The sequence below is a fragment of the Legionella impletisoli genome (assembly GCF_900639875.1).
In the GTDB taxonomy this organism is placed as follows: Bacteria; Pseudomonadota; Gammaproteobacteria; order Legionellales; family Legionellaceae; genus Legionella_A; species Legionella_A impletisoli.
On the sequence record NZ_CAAAIA010000002.1, the window covers coordinates 14,033 to 30,363 of the forward strand.

Genomic DNA, 16,331 nt, shown 5'->3' on the forward strand with positions numbered 1-16,331 from the left:
TTATAGGAGTACAGTACCGTGCCGGGATTTGAGCAGATTCTGGAGTTAAAAAAATGCTATTTGGAATTATCGACTTATAAAAAAATGCTCTTTCCCTACAAACTGGGTCGGTTATTAAAAGGCTTTACTGTAAATCATTTTGCTGATGAAGAAGCCTTAAACATTTACCGCGAATTCAAAAATCCCCCCGGTAGTATGCGTCGCAAATTATTCCCTTTTATAAATATCTTTTCAATGGAACGTGGATGCATTGCGGTTCGCGTTCTTTTTTCAGCCAAATTGCTATCAAACTACCAGAATACCCCAGAAGATGTGTTAGCGAATTTTAAAACCGTCATCCATCATGATAATCCTTATCATGCAGCTCATGCACTTTGTGTTTTACAAAAAAAAGGTCTTCTAACGCCAGCAAATCGTGAGCTTATTCAAAAAAGCCTTGATCCATGGCCTTTTGTCCAAGCCTTGATTAAACTGCAGCCTCATGGTTTATTAGACCACTCTCTTTCTAAGGTAATACTTGAAAAAATTGCTGCTCATAAATCCCCTTGGGAAGCCGCCGATGTGCTGATTTCCGCTAAATCATCTAGATTGCTTACTCAAACAAATATTCCCCTATTGTTTGAAATTTTAGACAATAATTCAGAATACTTAGCCATCGCTTTTGCAATTTATATCTTTCAATATCTTGGATTTCTTAATCATACAATCCAAGAAACCGACTTGCATCAACTCCTTGTAAATCACACAAACTTATTTAATAGCCCCCCTTTGAGACGATTATGGTTGGAATCATTACCTACCTTAAACACATATGAAATGAAATGCGTTTTACAACAACCCGATTCGGATGCTAAGCGCACATACGCTATTGAATTATTACTTAATAAACCTAAGGTATTTGCTTTCGCGAATAGTCATTCGCGAACCTATCAAGAGGATTATCTAAACCCGTTCATTGCAGATTATTTATCAACGCTTAGGATAAATTTTTCCACAGACGAGCATCCGGTAGAACTCTCACAGGATCGGTCTTTAGTAGGTATATTGATTTTAAAAAATTTTATTCAGAATACCCGTTCATTTCCAGAAAGCGATTTTCTCTTTTTGCTCAATATTTCCGCTATCCGAGATCGCGCTCATCATGCATCCAATACATTGCTTAGATTCGCATTGTTCCACAAAAACCGGCAAGCAATTGATGGCTTATTTGCCATACCAGCCGTCGCTAATCTAGCCGCAAGAAATAATTTTTATAACAGTCGCCTGTTAGGATATCAACCACTTCAGGAACTTGCTCGGAATGATGAATCATCGATGGTTAGTCTCTCGGCTGTAGAACAATCCATGGTGGACTCCATTCTTGAACGCTATCGGCCTACAATCAAAGCCTGGGGTGGTAAGGAATTCGTTTTTGATGCGTTAAGAAAATTTCTGCAAGAACGTTATTTGAAAAATCCCGCTAAGATTGTAATAAACAATCATGTCATCTTTTTACCTCTAGATTGGGAAGAGTTTCAAGCCTTAAAATTAAATAAGGTGCAGCGCATGAGCGCCTTAAAAGCGTACTACCAAAACTCTCCTCACACCGCATTGCGTTTTTTATCTATACCGAATCACTGGATTGACTTAGAAGCTCCTTATACCGTAGAAATCCAATTAACCGGTCAAAAATATGCCTGTTTTAAGTCGTTTATTCTTCTTATTACTGCTTTTTGGTTGGCTGCAATGGATTCTGAAACACCTCCTACCGATGGTCACACCATAGAAGAACGTATTGAAACATTTATTAACCATATTGCGTTAATAGGACGAGCGCACAACTGGGAGTCGCCATTTTCACTCAGAGGAAAACAACCTGAATGTGACAACTTAAAGCCTGACGCGCCAAGTTGTTCTTCAGGAATTAAAAGAAGATTATTAAATTCGGTCATAGGACATCCCTTATTTCAGGGCCTAACAACCGATTTACTTGAGCAAGAGTTAAAATCGTTTGTTTATAATTATTACAAACAACATATTCCCGATGAACATGCTTCTGAGATTATGAAAGCCATCCAAGCCAAAATTGATTTGAATTCATCCTTTGAAGGCATTGATCTAGCCGAGTACAATATAAACCCTGCTGAAATCGAAGCATTTACAGCCAGGCTCAAAACAAAATACGGGCATCAACTGAGTTATTTTACTTCTAAAATAAACGATTTCTTTAAACCATCCTATGGTTTATCTCACCTTGAAAAATATTACACATCGGCAGGGATTGATGTCTTACTAGAGAATGGTCTAAAAATAAAAAAGAATACAAAAAACGCCAGCTCCTCTCATGGTTTGTTTAAATTGCCAGCGTCTTCGTCTGTCGTAGCTATGTGCACGCGAGAAGAAGAGCTCGCTTCTTCTCATCATGCGATTGGTTCATTACATTGAATGACCAAAATCAGAAAAAACTTGGCCTGGCTCTAACCTCAACAACATCCATCTCACCTACTTTGCTAGCAACTTCGCTCATAGCACCAGCTAACCCAGTAGGCTTAGGATGGTAAAAAGTACCAAAAAGAGTTAATGCAGCCCCCACGCCTACCGTCACTGCGGCAGCAGCAATAGGTGCGAAGGGAATTAATACAATTCCTGCAATCAAAACGGCCACACCCAGCGCAAACATTAAATCACTTACTTTTGAAAGATAAGGCGCAGGATACCCTTTCATCTGCTCTGCTACTTTTTGATAGGATTCAACTTTATCTTCAATACAACCTTCGTCCTTAGTGAATAATTCGATAGTCGCCGTTAATACCTCGTTTAGTAAAGAAGTAGCCTCTGGACAATTATTTGAAACATTAATTTCTGTAATAAGCTTCGTTAAGATCTCTTGTACTTCAGGAACTTGATGAGATGCTATTTTTTTTAAATAAACGAGATTGCGCTCATAATTATCCACAGAAGGACTACTTTCTTCTACCTCATCTCTAGGTCGTTTCAATGCTTCTAAAGCTTTAGCTTGTTCTTGAATTCGACAAAGTGAAGAATCCATTAAGATAGATCGATCTTCGCCTTCTCCATAAAGATGATACGCTGAAGCTAAACCACCAATATGAGTCACTAAGGTAGGAAGCAAGTCTGTTGCTTGAGCTATATTAGAAATTGCCTCGAGTGGAAGGCTTTGCAGCTGCAACAAAATATATTTTTCAGCAGCTACACGTTGCAACGCTCTAAAGTTGTTTGCTTGATGTCCATCGCCAAACCCTGCGTGGTGGAGAAATTCATCCTGATGAGCTTGGTCTTGAATAAAGTCTTCCTTTAATCCAAGCGCTTGATAATGCTCTACAACTTTTTGTCTAAAATTTTCCGCCTCACTCAAATCGGCTTGCATTAAATCCAGAAGGGCCTGTTCATAGGTTTCGAAGCTATCAAGTGTAAGGTTTTGGAGTGCTTCTAAAAGTTGTTGATTCTTAGCCATTTATTTCTCTCACTGTTAAGGATACATCCATTTGTGGCGGCAATCCTAGCATAGACCTTGTTAGCTTACAATAAAATCTACTGTGTGTTCTAATTTTGCACCATTTTATGTATTAGAAAAAGAACTATCGTTACACTCTAGCTAAGGTCAAGCCGAGTTACGTAGGGGTAGAAAAATCGTACTACTTAATCCCACATAACCCCAACGTGCTTTGGCTTGACCAAAGCATCCACTCCGATGCGAGAGTATTACTCCGAACTTTTGGATACCTCGGTCAAGCCGAGGTACGTAGGGGTAGGAAAATCGTACTCTTTAATCCAACATAACCCAACGCGCTTTGGCTTGACCAAAGCATCCACTACCATGCAGGTGTATCACACCGAACTTTTGGATACCTCGATCAAGCCGAGGTATGTAAGGGTAGGAAAATCGTACTACTTAATCCCACATAACCCAACGTGCTTTGGCTTGACCAAAGCATCCACTCCGATGCGGATGTATTACTCCGAACTTATGGATATCCCGGTCAAATGTATGATCAAGGAATCCAGGGTACTGCGCTAAAACACTGGACCACGCGGTCAAGCCGCGCGGCGTAGGCAGAGATGTGATCAAGAGACAGGGGCAAGCCGAGGTACGTAGGGGTAGAAAAATTTGATTACGAGGCTTTAGATTGAATGCTTTTTTTGAGTAAGTCCATGATATCCTTGACTTTTTCGTGTTCAACCACTTGTTTTGGTTTTTTAAATTTTTTACCTTTTGCTTTGGCTTCAATTAATTTTTTAAGATCGGTGATATAGGTGTCTTTATACTCATCCGGCTTAAATTGATCACTTAACTGACTAATTAATTGTTTTGCCATATCCACTTCTTCTTTTTTAATCAGCTCAGAATCCGGCAAGTTAAGTTCATGATAATCACGAATATCGTCTTTATAGCGAAGTTTATTGAGTAACAATAAGTTGCCATAGGGCTTTAAAATGGCGAGATTTTCGCGATTTCTCATCACAAACTCCCCCACCCCCACCATTTTGGTTTCTTTTAGTGCTTCACGTAAGAGCGCGTAGGCTTTTTGGCCTTCCTTTTTAGGTTCTAAATAATAAGGTGTTTCATAAAAGATTGAGTCGATTTCGCTTTCTTGGACAAATTCTTTAATCTCAAAGGCATGGTTTTTTTTAGCGCTCGCTTTTTCAAAGTCTTCTTTTTCAAGGGTAATATAATCACCATCCTTATATTCATAGCCTCGAACAATATCCTCCCAGGGCACTTCTTTACCATCTGCCCGGCATACACGAGAATATTCAATGGGGCACAAATCATCTCGTCTTAATAAATCAAAGTCGAGGGAATGGCGCTCAACTCCACTATAGAGTTTTATAGGGATATTCACGAGACCAAAACTAATTGAACCAGACCAGATCGCTCTCATTTTTATTAACCTTCCCTTACTTTCGTGAATGATAAAATTATAGTCCATGATTTTCTTACTGGCAGAAAGAGTGGGTATAAGTTTTAAACAAGGCGTAGGTGATTGAGACGAAGGAGTGTATAAAAAATACATGACTGAAGCCGAAAGAACCGACAACGCAGGATAAAGCTTAATGGGTGACGCTATACTTATAGAGAGAAGATAAGGACATGGCATGGGTTTAAACGATTATCATCGTAAACGAAATTTTCAAAAATCTCCTGAACCTAAAGGCGCAATAGGTCAAGACAATCAATATCGTTTTGTTGTGCAAAAACATGGGGCAAGACGACTACATTATGATTTTAGAATAGAACTTAACGGCGTTTTAAAAAGCTGGGCTGTTCCCAAAGGCCCGTGTCTTGATCCAGACATTAAAAGGCTTGCTATTCAAGTTGAGGATCATCCTATTGAATATGGCTCTTTTGAAGGCCTTATTCCCAAGGGCGAATATGGGGCAGGTCCCGTCATGTTATGGGATTTAGGTCAATGGGAACCATTGGATGAAAACCCTGAAACGGCGCTTCAACGAGGTCACTTGCGTTTTAAACTTCATGCTGAAAAATTAAAAGGACGTTGGGATTTAATTCGCTTTAAAAAAGAGGACCATGCTTGGTTTTTAATTAAACACCAGGATGAATATGCGACCTCCATTACCAAGCTAGACATGACAGAAGCCTCTCCTCTAAGCATTCAAAGTAATCAAACGTTGGAAGAGATAGCCAATCACCCTAGAGAGGTATGGAGTAATAAAGAAGAGACCCATTCACCCGCTTTGGATATCCAAACTGCGCTAAATCATTTGCCTAAATCTTCCTTTCCTAAATTCATTATTCCGCAACTAGCCACTCGAGTGGATACCCCTCCAGCGGGTAATCAATGGTTACACGAGGTTAAGCATGATGGTTATCGAATCATCGCCTTTAAAGATCATAATCAAGTTAGATTATTGTCGCGAAATAAAAAAGACTGGACCAAATCGTTTCAAAATATTGCACATGCGATTTTGAGACTCTCGCCTAAGCGACTTATTTTAGATGGTGAACTGGTTGTGTTAGATGAAAACAATCAATCGAGTTTCCAACTCCTACAAAACGCGATTAAAGACCATGCAGATGCCAATTTTATATATTATGCCTTTGATCTCTTATTTTACAAAGACTGGGATACCCAGAGCTTCTCTTTGCTCCAAAGAAAGGAATGGGTTGCAACTTTATTAGCGAATGCTAAACCTTGTCTTCGTTACAGTGATCATGTGTTTGGCCAAGGCGAGCTGGTCTATCAAACTTCTTGTGATTTTGCTCTCGAAGGGATCATTTCCAAAAAAATTGACAGCCGTTATTACTCTGGACGCAGCAAAACCTGGTTGAAAGTGAAATGTATTCAGCGACAAGAATTCATCATTGGTGGGTATACTCCACCTGAAGGACGCAGAAAAGGATTTGGATCGCTGCTTCTAGGATTTTATGACGATGAAAATCAATTAATTTATAGTGGGAAGGTCGGAACGGGGTTTACAAATGCGATTTTAAACTCTTTGACAAAACAATTACAATCAATCAAAACTTCCACATGTCCATTCCAATCCACACTACCCGATAGAGATAATGCTCAATGGGTTAAACCTAAATTAATCGCAGAAGTAGAATTTTCCGAATGGACTAAGGATGGAAAATTAAGACACCCGACCTTTAAAGGGTTACGCGAGGATAAAGATCCCAAAACAATTCAAAAAGAGGAAAAAAAGCCGCTTCAGCAGATAATCCAAACACCACAAGTGTCAATTACAAATCCAAACAAAGTACTTTATCCTGAAGAAAATCTTACTAAAGGAGAAATTGCCGAGTATTATACAAAAATTGCTCCTTATATTCTTCCATTCTTGATTAATAGACCACTGACACTTCTTCGCTGCCCTGACGGTTATAATAACTGTTTTTATCAAAAACACTTTACTCATGACTTCCCAGATAATCTAAAATCAATTGCCATAAAGAGCCGCTCTGAAAATAAAGAAAATAAGTATATCTATCTGAATGATAAAGCCGGTCTCCTGAGCCTTGTGCAACTCGGAGTTTTAGAAATTCATCCTTGGGGAAGCACCATTGGGCATTTAGAAAAACCCGATATCATCACGTTTGATCTCGATCCTTTTGATGACGTGAGTTGGAAAGAAGTAGTGGATGCCGCGTTTCTTATCAAACATCAACTTGAAGAATTAAATTTAGAGTCGTTTGTTAAAACTACTGGTGGGAAAGGATTACATGTGGTCGTTCCTATAACGCCGTTTTATGAGTGGGATACAATCAAAAAATTTGCTCATCTCTTTGCAAAATTTATTGCCGGAAAAGAGCCAGATCGTTTTGTAACCACCCTGGCTAAACATAAACGTAAGGGCAAAATTTTTCTAGATTATTTACGCAACCATCGCGGCGCAACTGCCATTGCCCCCTACTCGACGAGAGCAAAAGCCCATGCCCCTATTGCCATCCCCATTCACTGGGATGAGTTAACCCCTTATAAAAATGAGGTTTTTTTTACGTTGCGTTCGATTCCTTCTAGATTGAAGCAAACAGAGGATCCTTGGAAAAATTTTTGGACGCTAAAACAGTCTCTTAAAATATGACACCTCTGCATTCTTTGACTATGCTTAAATGGCATACAAAAAGGATTAGAAAATTTTTAAAGGATGAATAAGATGAAAAACGTACATAAACTAAAATCCAAAGTAGATTCTTTAAGTAACCGCGCAGTAGAAAAGACCAGTGATCTTGTTGCAGAAGGCACTGAAAAAGCGGAACGTCTGTATGGGAAAGCACAAAAAAGTCTGAATAAAGCAGAAAAAAATATAAAGCGTTATTCACACAAAGTTTCTAAAAATATCCAAAAAAATCCTGCTTCCATTGTACTGGCTGTGATTGGTATCGCGTGCTTAATTGGCTCCATTTGGAAAAGAAAATAACGATTACGCCCAACCGAGCTGCGTGGACAAGGACCTGGATCTAGGCTCAGCCCATTTCCCTACACTCGCAGCTCGGCTTAATGATTATAGCGCTGATATAACGTCTGAAATGCAGTCGGATCGTTTGTTTTATCAATAAAATGTTTAATTCTCGACGCCGTTTCCATAATTGAAATAGTTGTATTATCCACTTCCAAATCATAAATCATATCTTTATGAGTCACTAAGGCACTGCATCGATTCCACCCATCCGGTCTACCCCCTGCAGAAGTATCTTTCGCGCCCACCACACTTCTAGCACGCTCTCGTCTTGCCCCTTCCTCATCAGAAACGTATAAAGCAATCATATATACTTTAAATGGCTTGAAGGCATCTAAAGCACGTATTAACCATTCAGGCTTCCAAAAGATTTGATCGGATATGACATTTATTCCTAAGTCTAAGTAAGCTGCTATGGCATCATAACTCGCATACATCACCTGATCGAGTACAGGCCCTGGACTGACATGAAAATAGGGTTTATTGTCTTGATAGTAGGTCTTTGCGGTATAGTAATCTGGTGAAACACTATCGAGTTGCATTTGTTTAGGTGGAATCGAAGACCAAAATCGATCAATTCCCAAACGAACGTATGGTTTTTCAGCTAAATCTTGAAAAGCGGCACATGTTGAGGTTTTACCAGCACTGGAACCACCATTTAAAATAACTAATTGTCCTTTTGTCATGATCTTATCCTTAAAATACAGTATCTTATAAACTATACCACCATTTATAAGAGCGTAGCTATGGCTGATTTTGCTGCGGATGTATTTTTAGGATTTTCTCATTACCTACCCGTGCTTTTGATAACGATTGCAGGCTCAATGTTTTATAGAAAACATGGGCTTCGATTGGGCTTTCAAACGTTTTGCCTCATTGCGTTTGGAATTGTGTTAAATGTGGCCTTAAAGGGTACGTTTAAAGTGCCTCTTTCGCCTAAACTGAGCACGGTACATTACGCTTTTCCGAGCGGTCACATGCAGCTTTCAACGCTATTTTATTTATGGTGGCTTATTTATCTTCCCTTTTGGTGGTATCGAATCGCATTGCTTGTGATTATACCAGGGATTGGAGCTGCGATGATTCATTATGAATTTCATACGTTAGTGGATGTTATGGGCGGCTTTGTTACCGGGTTATTGGTGGTGAGTGGTTATTATTACATGTTGAAACAAGACGTTAAATGCTTACCCTGGGTGCTAATTGTAATAATCACTATCCTACAAATTTATAATGTATTCGTATATAAACTTATTCCTTCTCACGCCTGGACCATGTATTATTATTTTTCAGTGCTCGTACTTTTAGAACGCGTTGTTAGCCTTAATGGTCGATTCTTTACTTTATGGCAACCGGTTCAACCAATAAAAAAACATCAACCCTTCAGAGAAATGAGATATGAATCTTAGCCCTTGGTATTATCCTACCCTCGTTTCGCTCATTTTATACGGGGCCTGGGGATTTTGGGGCGCAAAAGCTTCGAGCTTGATTCAACCTTTATCCATTTCGTTTTATTCCAGTTTAGGTGTGCTTTTCGCGGGTTTAATCGTCCTATTCTTATTAGGGTTTAAGCCTGAACTGTCTGCAAAAGGGAGTATGTATGGCTTATTAAATGGCCTTGCCAATGGTATTGGCTGCATATTTTTTATTATCGCATTACGCAAAGGCCCAGCCATGCCTGTCATTCTTATCACATCCATGTATCCTTTTATCACGCTGGCTTTGTGTGTGATATTTTTAAAACAAGGGCTGAGCGTAAAACAAGGCATTGGGATGGTATTTGCTATGCTGGCTTTAGTCTTATTATCCAGTGAGTAGAAATTATCCACGCGCATTATATGAATTTACAAACGTCTCAAACTCTTCAGCGGGCATAGGCTTTGCAAAGTAATATCCTTGCATATAAATACAACCATTTTTCTTTAAATAATCTGCTTGTGCTCTCGTTTCAACACCTTCTGCAATCACTTGCAAATTCAAGGCATGACTGACTGAAATAATACTACGAGTGATGGCCTGACTGCTTGGGGTTTCTAGGTCGTGCACAAAGCTTTTATCGATTTTCAAAATAGATAGAGGCAAAGACTTTAAGTGGCTCAAAGAGGTGTATCCTGTACCAAAATCATCCATTGAAACCAAAAATCCTATTTCATTGAACTTGCTTAACACCTTGCTTGCCATATCGATATTCGACATCACCGCTGTTTCCGTTACTTCAAGTACTAAAAGCTCAGGCTCGATGGCGTGATGCGTAAGCTTTGCCTTCAGTTGCGTTATCAGCCTATTTGCAACTCGTGAATCAAGTTGCATTGCTGAAAGATTAATCGATAAAAATTTTTTTTGTTTAAAGAAGTGGTGATCAGCTCTTATCCATTGAGCCAATTGCTCTAATGCAGTATCCGCTACCCATTCTGTGATGGGATTAATTAAATTAGCATCCTCTGCAATGGGAATAAATGAATCAGGCGAAATTGACCCCTTCTCAGGATGCGTCCAGCGGATCAACGCTTCACAACCAATGATTTTATTCGCTTTGACATCGAATTGTGGCTGATAAACTAAAGAAAACTGGTTATCTTTTAGGGCTTGACGAATATCGTACTCCACTTCGACAATGCGTTGAATGCGCTCATTCAATTCTTTCGTGTAGAATTCTGCACGATTTCTTCCTTGTGCTTTTGCGCGATACATGGCTTGATCGCTATACTTTAACGCATCGATAGCACTAAGCGCATTTTTTTCTTCATCAATATGTATTATCCCAATGCTTATGGTTGTGATGCATTCTTCGTCATTGATAAGAAATGGGGTTTGAAAGCTACTTAACACACGTTCTGCAAAGTGTTTAACTTTGTAAACATCGAGGCAATCCTCCAATAAAATTATAAATTCATCTCCACCTACACGGGCAACAAAATCAGTGTCCCGCAATATCTCTTGAAATCTTCTCCCTGCTTGTTGTAATAATAAATCGCCAGTATGATGCCCTAGAGTATCGTTAATTTTTTTAAAGTTATCTAAGTCCATATATAAAACCGTTACGGCCTTTAGAATATGGCGCTTTTGTTTCTCTAATAGGGTTGTTAACGTCTTATGAGCCGCCAAACGATTGGGCAGGCCTGTTAAAAAATCAACTCGTGCCACATCCTCAAGCTTCTGCTGCATTTTTTTAAACTCAGTGATATCAATGAGTGTGCCAAAATAGCCTGTTAGTTTCTCACCTTTCTTCTCTGGCTCACAAAACACACGCACCCAGAGCACTTCATCTAACGCCGTTCGAATCCTGCACTCAAGCTGGAATGACTCTCCTTTTTTTAAATTGTGTTCCAAAGACCTTAAAATATAATCCTTATCTTCTGAATGAATGCATCGTGTCCAACCTTGCCCCAATAATGCGTCTTCTGAAAAACCTGTTATTTGGGATAATTGTCGATTGATGTATAAACCATTTCCGTTCATATCGCATTTAAACAACCCAGCATGGGTTGAGTTCACAAGCGCTTGTTGAATTAATTCCTTTTCCTGGATTTTTTCATGAGCATGATATTCTTGTATAGCGCGCTCTATGGTACTCGGCAGTCGAATAAGATTATCTTTTAAAACGTAATCAACCGCACCGTGTTTGATGTATTTAACCGCTTGTTCATCTCCCACCATGCCCGATACAATTACAGCAGGCGTTTCATGATTTAACTCTTTTAAAACATCCAAGGCTAGTAGACCATTAAAATAAGGAATGCTGCAATCAATCAATACGACATCAAATACCTGTTCTTTCAGCGCCTCACAAAATGATTTTTTATTGGATACGACTCGAGTAGTCGCTGTAAACCCATTTGCCTTTAATGCAGCTTGGACTAACTCCGCATCATTAGGATCGTCCTCAAGATGAAGAATATGATAATGTTGTTTCATAAAGACATCTCACTCTGGTTGCTCCGGCGGTGGTGTGTTAATAACCAACCAAAAAATACCCAGTTGTCGTATTGCGGTAGCAAATTGATTAAAATCCACCGGCTTAACCACATAAGCATTCACGCCTAACTCATAACTTTTTATTAAGTCTTGCTCCTCTTTTGAAGAGGTTAATACCACCACCGGTGTGTGCTTTAAACGTTCGCTATTTCGAATCGCTTTTAAGACCTCTAACCCGCTTATTTTGGGTAGCTTTAAATCTAACAGCACCACCGCAGGACTACCGGATGGACGCTCTTTATATCGTCCTTGACGATTGAGGTACATCAATGCTTCTTCTCCATCTACTACTCGCAAGATTTCATTTGCTATATGATGCTCTTGTAATCTCAGCATGGTTAATTCCGCATCATTATCATCGTCTTCTACAAGTAATATTTTTTTTCTCGTATCATTGATCATGATTCATCCTTTTAGGTATCGTGAAATAAATGGTTGTCCCTTTATTTATCTCGCTTTCTGCCCATACCCTACCACCGTGACGTTTTATTATTTTTGCTACAATCGCAAGGCCAATGCCTGTTCCTTCAAACTCGGAAGCAGGGTGAAGCCTTTGAAACGTTTCAAATATCTTATGATGGTATTGAGGCTCAAACCCAACACCATTATCTTGAACAGCGATTTCATAAACATCCTCTTTTTCATTACTGCTTATTACAATTAAAGGCTTTTTTTGTCGTGCTGTAAATTTTATGGCGTTTCCAATGAGATTCATCAAAACCGAACGCATTAAGTTTTCATCTGCAAAGACGGTTGGTAAATCACGATAATGTATAGATATATTCCTAGCTTTTATTTCAGATTGAAATTCCTCTTCAAGCTCGTTCATAAGCCTATTTAATGAAATTTTTTGTTTATTGACAGAAGCACGCCCCACCCTAGAGAATTTTAATAAATCATCAATTAAATGACTCATTTTCTCAGCTGCTTTGGAAATAACGGATAAATACCGCTCACCTTCCCTGCTAAATTGATTGTTTTGATCCTGTTTCATTAAGTCAATAAACCCAATGATATGACGTAGTGGGGCTTTTAGGTCATGGGATACGGAGTAACTAAAGGCCTCAAGTTCTTGATTGGATGCTTCTAATGCAGCATTTCGTTCTTCAATTTGTTCCTTCATTCTCTTTCGCTCAGTAATATCAAAAAAGGAAACCACCGCACCAATTAGTTTGCCTTGCTCGTTAAAAATGGGTTCACTCCGATATTCCACAGGAAAGCTTGTACCATCTTTTCGCCAAAATACTTCGGAATCATTTACTCGAGAATGACCGTCCTTAAACGAGGCATAAATTGGGCATTGTTCAGCGGGATAATGCGTTCCATCTGGATAACTATGATGGGTGAGCAGATGTTGTATTCTGCCGAGCGTTTCATCAGATGTATACCCAACCATTTCAGCGCCCGCTTGATTGTAAAAAGTAGTCTCACCTTTGCTATTTAAGCCATAGATCCCAATATTGACCGAATCAATAATTCGCTGCAGATGTTTTTTACTGGTTTGTAGCAATTGCCAATAATGAGCCAACGTTGCAAATAATAGGGCAAAAATTAAACTAAATACTAAAAACCCAGCAGGAATCAGGGATAAATATTTATCAATAAACAATTGGGTTGGCCAGACTGTCAAGGTAAAGGGATAACCATTTAAGATCAGTTGGTGTTGTTGCTCCCAATGCATGCTCTGAAACTCTAACTGAGTCTCAGCATTTTGATACACAACGCGATCTTGGTAACGCCATTTCACATAAATCAATTTTTTGACAACTGGGGATAACAAATCGGCAAACAAGCTATGATAGTTATAATAAATCGCCAAATATCCACTTCGCTCACCTGTTAAAGAAAAGGGAAAAAAAATCCAACTGCCAAGATCATGATTTATCGATTGGAACGGCGCACCAACAAAATGAGACGTTGTGGTTGGAAAGAACGATTGTTTGATTTGTTGAAGCAAAAGCATTGTATTGTCTGGGCTAAGCTTTGATTCATAAACTCGAGGACTTAAATTCTCATTTAAGAGAGCAAGTATCATAAACTCGTGATTATCCTTAAGATAATCTTTTGCGTCACTCTCCCATTCTTCTCCCAAAGTAATGTGTTGAGACTGAATACGTTTGATCATGCGTTGCAAGGCTTTATGCTGCAGCTCAACCACTTCTTTGGCCGTGGTTTCTACTTGAGGCAAAAAACTTGCAATGGCTTTTCGTAAATCATTTCGCTCTTTTATAGCCAACAATTCAAATAACCCTATAGAAGCTAATGAAACCAAAACAAAGGCGACGAGAGGCAAAATATACGTTTGGTTACTGATTATTGTTTTTTGTGTTTCTTGAAAGAGAAAAATCCAGGCTGAAAGTGACCAAAGTAAAAAAAGCAGTGCGGATAACAATGTCATATTGCTCAAACTTCCCCAGCCATAAGTTGAGGAAAAATGTATACTGTAGTCAAGTAATACTAAGCTTGAAAATAAAATGATAAGCGTCAATAACAATAAAGGATAAAAATAGAGTTTTTTAGTCAAGCTTACGTTTAAACTAAGTAATACAACGCCCATTATCACAAAGCAAAGCGCTGCATTCGGTGCCATCCACGTTTCTTTTAAAGCCCAAACATCACCTAAACTGAATCCTACAAAATACTTCACCAAAAAGGCAAAGCCTATCAAAAAGACGAAGGCTCCTATAATCGTTGCAAAATTTGTCAAACGGCTTTTAGGAAAAAAACAATAGAATAAAAGTCCAAGGCTAGATAATGAAAAGGCTACTAGCTCCTCAATAGACATCTTGGTGAAATAATAATCTTTTTCCAAAGAGGGTAAGAATTGAATGAACCAAGCAATAATCCCTGACAGGCCAACTAAGCCGACCAAAACAGCTAAAGTGACTGAAAAAAAATGAGCTATATTTACATGCGTAATTTGGCTTTTCAGCATTTAATTTGTCTTTTATTTTATCAAACAGATGTTTTTTAGTATGATTCTAGCAAATTATTGCACATTTATTTAAAAATTGTTGTTCTTAAAAGAGAAGCGATGGTATTGGCTCACGATTTAGGAAGTGAAAAAAATCGGCAAGAAAAAAGCCGGGATAACAATATCGCCCGGCTTTTTGTTATGATCATTAGCGAACTAATACGTATCGACCATTATGGATATGATAAGCAACGCCATCATGGTAAACAACGCCTTTTTTGCGATAAATCACAACATCGCGATCAGTCGCTTCTTTACCCACCAAAGCGCCCACACCAGCACCTACGGCTGCGCCTAAAGGTGTACCTGTTGCAGCCAATCCAACACCTGCCCCAGCGGCAGCACCTCCTGTAGCGCCTACCTCCCCGCGGGTTCCACATCCAATAAGTCCGGCCGATAATGCGCTTATAGCGAATATAGATAATATTAATTTTTTCATTTAATCCTCCTTGAAGTATAAAATCCTGATTTGAGTACATCGTCTTATACTATAGACTAAAAAAATAAACTTGGGGCTTTGGTAATTTGTTTACTATAGTTGACTCAAGGAGTCGTCTTCAAAAGGAAAATACATGCCTGAACTGCCTCAAGTAAAAGGGTTTGTGACGTATTTTAAATCCACTTGCTTACACAAAAAAATTGACACGACTTATTGTGAAGATGAAGACTTTATTGAGAATACGAGCTGCTCTTATTTACAGCATGTTTTAAATGGACGACAGTTTATCGACGTCTATCGCAGAGGGAAGTATCTCATTGCCGAACTTGATGATAATCATGTGTTTGTTCTTCATTTTGGTATGACTGGAAATTTAAGTTACGGATTAAAAAAGAATGTTTCTGATGACGATAAACAATATGCCAAAGTAATTCTTGAGTTTGAAAAGGATTATCAATTGTTACTCATCAATGTAAGAAAGCTAGGAAAACTCTATCTTACAACATCATTAGAGAATATAAAGCCCTTAAAAAATATGGGGCCTGAGCCCTTGAAACTAGAAGAAACCAACTTCATAACGCTATTAGAAAACCATCCGAATAAAAACATTAAATCCTTTTTGATGGATCAAAGCTTAATTGCTGGAATTGGCAACGAACTTTCAAATGAACTGTTATTCCAAGCAGAAATTGACCCTCATTTAAAAATAAAAAATATAAACGATAAGAAAAGAAAAAAGCTTTATGCCGCAATGCAGGACATTCTGAAAAAAGCGGTAAATATTTTTACAAAAAATAAAGATTCATCTCAATATCCTAAATCGTGGCTCTTAGCTCATCAAGAAGATTTGGTCTGCCCTAAAAACAAGAAACACGACCTAAAGAAAGAAACGATAGCCGGACGTTCAGCAATCTATTGTCCTCTCCATCAGAGTAACTAGCTCATAGACATTCCCTACCACTTCAGATATCTTAAGCAGACAATCAATTGAGAACGGTTACTGACATTATAAAATAGGCA

General features: G+C 38.7%; 13 protein-coding genes. 6 read left to right on the forward strand and 7 right to left on the reverse strand.

The annotated features are described in order from the left end of the window. Positions 1 to 18 precede the first annotated feature (18 nt). Positions 19 to 2,424, forward strand: a complete 2,406-nt coding sequence (locus E1O41_RS02305) for a hypothetical protein (RefSeq protein WP_131775708.1) — start codon at positions 19 to 21, stop codon at positions 2,422 to 2,424. A 10-nt stretch (positions 2,425 to 2,434) separates the two neighbouring features. On the opposite strand, the gene E1O41_RS02310 is transcribed toward E1O41_RS02305, so the two are convergent. Both E1O41_RS02310 and ku read right to left on the reverse strand, forming a co-directional pair. Then, entirely contained in the window at positions 2,435 to 3,454 is a 1,020-nt protein-coding gene (locus E1O41_RS02310) for a hypothetical protein (RefSeq protein WP_131775709.1), read from the reverse strand. Positions 3,455 to 4,112: 658 nt separating this feature from the next. Further along, positions 4,113 to 4,883, reverse strand: coding sequence for a non-homologous end joining protein Ku (gene ku, locus E1O41_RS02315; protein ID WP_131775710.1), 771 nt, complete (start codon positions 4,881 to 4,883; stop codon positions 4,113 to 4,115). 214 nt (positions 4,884 to 5,097) lie between these two features. Here ku and ligD point away from each other — a divergent pair, with 214 nt between their 5' ends. Then, a complete protein-coding gene (ligD, locus tag E1O41_RS02320; RefSeq protein WP_131775711.1) occupies positions 5,098 to 7,548 on the forward strand; it encodes a DNA ligase D in 2,451 nt (816 codons plus the stop codon). A 72-nt stretch (positions 7,549 to 7,620) separates the two neighbouring features. Beyond that, positions 7,621 to 7,884, forward strand: a complete 264-nt coding sequence (locus E1O41_RS02325) for a hypothetical protein (protein ID WP_131775712.1) — start codon at positions 7,621 to 7,623, stop codon at positions 7,882 to 7,884. Between the two features lie 77 nt (positions 7,885 to 7,961). Here E1O41_RS02325 and E1O41_RS02330 read toward each other — a convergent pair whose 3' ends face one another. Continuing rightward, positions 7,962 to 8,609: a chloramphenicol phosphotransferase CPT family protein gene (locus E1O41_RS02330; protein ID WP_131775713.1), complete on the reverse strand. Its 648-nt coding sequence runs from the start codon at positions 8,607 to 8,609 to the stop codon at positions 7,962 to 7,964. Positions 8,610 to 8,669: 60 nt separating this feature from the next. Here E1O41_RS02330 and E1O41_RS02335 point away from each other — a divergent pair, with 60 nt between their 5' ends. Then, on the forward strand, positions 8,670 to 9,332 hold the full coding sequence (locus tag E1O41_RS02335; RefSeq protein ID WP_131775714.1) for a phosphatase PAP2 family protein: 663 nt from the start codon (positions 8,670 to 8,672) through the stop codon (positions 9,330 to 9,332). After that, positions 9,322 to 9,741: an EamA family transporter gene (locus E1O41_RS02340; protein WP_131775715.1), complete on the forward strand. Its 420-nt coding sequence runs from the start codon at positions 9,322 to 9,324 to the stop codon at positions 9,739 to 9,741. The genes E1O41_RS02335 and E1O41_RS02340 overlap by 11 nt, the downstream gene beginning before the upstream one ends. A 3-nt stretch (positions 9,742 to 9,744) precedes the next feature. On the opposite strand, the gene E1O41_RS02345 is transcribed toward E1O41_RS02340, so the two are convergent. The 4 genes from E1O41_RS02345 to E1O41_RS02360 form a co-directional block, all read right to left on the reverse strand. Beyond that, on the reverse strand, positions 9,745 to 11,838 hold the full coding sequence (locus tag E1O41_RS02345; RefSeq protein ID WP_131775716.1) for an EAL domain-containing protein: 2,094 nt from the start codon (positions 11,836 to 11,838) through the stop codon (positions 9,745 to 9,747). 9 nt (positions 11,839 to 11,847) lie between these two features. Then, positions 11,848 to 12,300 carry a response regulator gene (locus E1O41_RS02350; RefSeq protein ID WP_131775717.1) on the reverse strand — a complete coding sequence of 151 codons (453 nt, stop codon included), beginning with the start codon at positions 12,298 to 12,300 and terminating at the stop codon, positions 11,848 to 11,850. Beyond that, positions 12,290 to 14,833: a sensor histidine kinase gene (locus E1O41_RS02355; protein ID WP_131775718.1), complete on the reverse strand. Its 2,544-nt coding sequence runs from the start codon at positions 14,831 to 14,833 to the stop codon at positions 12,290 to 12,292. Before E1O41_RS02355 ends, E1O41_RS02350 begins: the two co-directional genes overlap by 11 nt. 187 nt (positions 14,834 to 15,020) lie before the next feature. Further along, on the reverse strand, positions 15,021 to 15,311 hold the full coding sequence (locus E1O41_RS02360; protein WP_188668183.1) for a glycine zipper domain-containing protein: 291 nt from the start codon (positions 15,309 to 15,311) through the stop codon (positions 15,021 to 15,023). A 133-nt stretch (positions 15,312 to 15,444) separates the two neighbouring features. Between E1O41_RS02360 and E1O41_RS02365 the strand changes: the two genes are divergently transcribed. After that, the gene (locus tag E1O41_RS02365; protein ID WP_131775719.1) at positions 15,445 to 16,251 is read left to right on the forward strand and encodes a DNA-formamidopyrimidine glycosylase family protein; all 807 of its coding nucleotides are present in this window, start codon (positions 15,445 to 15,447) and stop codon (positions 16,249 to 16,251) included. Positions 16,252 to 16,331: the final 80 nt, after the last annotated feature.

What these genes read in the sequence shown, in the direction of transcription:
- E1O41_RS02310 (WP_131775709.1), bottom strand. Translation starts at nt 3,454, where the DNA reads ATGGCTAAGAATCAACAACTTTTAGAAGCACTCCAAAACCTTACACTT.
- ku (WP_131775710.1), bottom strand. Translation starts at nt 4,883, where the DNA reads ATGAGAGCGATCTGGTCTGGTTCAATTAGTTTTGGTCTCGTGAATATC.
- ligD (WP_131775711.1), top strand. Translation starts at nt 5,098, where the DNA reads ATGGGTTTAAACGATTATCATCGTAAACGAAATTTTCAAAAATCTCCT.
- E1O41_RS02325 (WP_131775712.1), top strand. Translation starts at nt 7,621, where the DNA reads ATGAAAAACGTACATAAACTAAAATCCAAAGTAGATTCTTTAAGTAAC.
- E1O41_RS02330 (WP_131775713.1), bottom strand. Translation starts at nt 8,609, where the DNA reads ATGACAAAAGGACAATTAGTTATTTTAAATGGTGGTTCCAGTGCTGGT.
- E1O41_RS02335 (WP_131775714.1), top strand. Translation starts at nt 8,670, where the DNA reads ATGGCTGATTTTGCTGCGGATGTATTTTTAGGATTTTCTCATTACCTA.
- E1O41_RS02340 (WP_131775715.1), top strand. Translation starts at nt 9,322, where the DNA reads ATGAATCTTAGCCCTTGGTATTATCCTACCCTCGTTTCGCTCATTTTA.
- E1O41_RS02345 (WP_131775716.1), bottom strand. Translation starts at nt 11,838, where the DNA reads ATGAAACAACATTATCATATTCTTCATCTTGAGGACGATCCTAATGAT.
- E1O41_RS02350 (WP_131775717.1), bottom strand. Translation starts at nt 12,300, where the DNA reads ATGATCAATGATACGAGAAAAAAAATATTACTTGTAGAAGACGATGAT.
- E1O41_RS02355 (WP_131775718.1), bottom strand. Translation starts at nt 14,833, where the DNA reads ATGCTGAAAAGCCAAATTACGCATGTAAATATAGCTCATTTTTTTTCA.
- E1O41_RS02360 (WP_188668183.1), bottom strand. Translation starts at nt 15,311, where the DNA reads ATGAAAAAATTAATATTATCTATATTCGCTATAAGCGCATTATCGGCC.
- E1O41_RS02365 (WP_131775719.1), top strand. Translation starts at nt 15,445, where the DNA reads ATGCCTGAACTGCCTCAAGTAAAAGGGTTTGTGACGTATTTTAAATCC.